This window comes from Gemmatimonadota bacterium (genome assembly GCA_026706845.1).
Classification (GTDB): Bacteria; Latescibacterota; UBA2968; order UBA2968; family UBA2968; genus VXRD01.
Map to the genome: position 1 here is coordinate 1 of JAPOXY010000232.1, position 2,370 is coordinate 2,370.

A 2,370-nucleotide genomic window follows, 5' to 3' on the forward strand; every position below is an offset into this window, starting at 1 on the left:
GCGTTACCAGTTTGAGTTTGGCTTGAATTTTACGGGCTGGCGGGCGATGTGGATCAATTTGCAAGAGGATGCGCGGAATAATTCTTATACGGGTCCGAGAAATGGACGGGTGACGGCATTTGATATCCGTGCGTCGAATAGCGGGACTGTTTATCTGGATTTGATGGAGTTGGTGGAAAGGATTGACTTCAGGCGATCTGCTGACGCTCAGGTTCCATTTGTGAATGGAGGTATAAATACAAGTGGCGAGAGAACCCGCGAATACAGATGGAGTCTGAATACATTGCCGGGTCCGCTTCCTTCGCAGATCACTGATGATGAACGGAGGGCTCTTGAGACGATTGCGGCGCGATATGAGGCCTGGGTGTTCGGCAACAGGGTGAAAGATGATCAGCGGGAGCCTGTGAGGATTCGACTTAACGAACTTACAGCCTATATAAGGCGTGGGTCTCGCAATTTGGCAGATTACGAAATTCGACGCGAGGATGACCGCATTATAGGGAATCCCCTGTTTGCGGCTCGATCGCCCTACAGGCCCTATTTTCAGAGTGTTTTTCAGAATGTTTTGTTGCGTCTGGTGCTGGATTATCGGTTGAATGGCAATGAGGAGGCGAAAGATCGCGTGATAGATGTTTTCGATTATCTGCACGATCAGGGTTGGGCAGATGGCAGTGGTGTTGGCGCATTGCATCACGAGTTTTTGCGGATTGCGAGCTATGCCCATGCCGTGTATTTGATGCGGGATCTTCTGGCGGATACGGAGCGGCTGGAACGAGAGTTGGCGAGTTTGAAATGGTATAGCATGTTTGGCGAGTTATATGAAGAGGACTGGGATCCGGGCACGAATGCGGATTTTTTGCGTTCGGTAGGGATGTATCGGTTGTTGTGTATTTTGATGATGGACGATTCGCCTGAGAAGGTGGCGAATATGCATCGCTATGTGGCGTGGTTGAATAATGCGCTGGATATTGCACCCGGCTGGTTGGATACGATTAAGCCGGATTTTGTGGGTTTTCACCATCGGGGTATTTACGCCAATGCGTATGCTCCCCACGCTTTTCACGTGGCTTCTATTCTGGTGTATTTGTTGCACGATACGCCTTTTGCAGTTGCGGAGGAGAAGCGCGATAATTTGAAGCAGGCGCTGTTGACAGCCAAAGTTATGACGAATACGTATGATATTTCGACAGCTATCGGTGGTCGCTTTCCGCTTAATACAACGGTAACGGATGGTCTTTTGCCAGCGTATATGTATATGGCTTTGAGCTATTCTCCGGTGGATGCAGAACTGGCGGGTACGTTTATGCAGCTCTGGAGACCTCAATCGCAGTTGTTGATAGAAGGTTTGTTTGAACAGGTAGCTTCGCGGATTATGTATTTGCACACGCCGGGTGCGATGCAGATGATGGCGGATTTTGCAAGTGCTGGACATCCTCCTATCGCTGTGCCTTCTGGACACTGGACGTTGCCTTATGGCGCGCTGTCCATTCATCGGCGTGGGGACTGGATGGTGAGTATGAAGGGGTGGAGCAAGTACGTGTGGGATTACGAGTCGTCAGCCGGTGGGGAAAATCAACTCGGTCGTTATTTGAGCTATGGTTCGATACTGGTTTATGCGAGTGGCGATCCGGTTGGTCGGGAGGCGAGTGGGATTGTGCGAGATGGATGGGACTGGAGTATGTGGCCCGGTACGACGGTGATCCGCCTGAGCCATGAGCAACTCAAACACGAGGGACGTGACCGCAATTTTTCGGATGAGACTTTTGTGGGTGGGGTGAATATTGAAGGGCAAAATGGTGTGTTCGCCTTGAAGCTGCACGATACGAGATTCAATACGAGTTTTCGGGTGGTTAAGACGGTGTTTTGTTTTGACGATGTGCTTGTTTGCCTGGGGTCTGGTATTGAGAATAATGATGGCGGGCATGCGACTGTGACGCCACTGTTTCAGGCGGCTATTTCTGAGGATCGGCCTACGGGGGTGAATGGGGAGCGTGTGCGTGCAATTCCTTATGCGTTTTCAGGGACAAAGGGGCAGGCTGTCTGGTTGATGGATGCCTCGGGTAATGGCTATGTGATTCCGGATGGTGAAGGGCTACGGGTGCAGCGCCAGGTGCAAGCCCCCGGAGATTTTGGTGAAGAGGGTGGTGGTACAGGAACTTTTGAATTGGCGTATCTGGATCACGGCCCCATGCCTCAAGGTGCGTCCTATCACTATGCCGTGCTGGTTCAGAGGTCGCCAGATAGGGTGCGCGCGTTTGCGAGTGCGCCGGAATACGATGTGTGGCAGCGAGATCATCAGGCACATGTTGTGTATCATCGGGGGATGAAGATGACGGGTTACGCGCTGTTCGATAAGGATGCGAGGCCGAC

1 protein-coding gene is annotated in these 2,370 nt (G+C 51.6%); it reads left to right on the forward strand.

The window, feature by feature from the left end; genetic code table 11:
* A partial coding sequence (locus OXG87_20775; protein MCY3871989.1) for a chondroitinase family polysaccharide lyase occupies positions 1–2,370 on the forward strand: 2,370 nt, incomplete at both ends.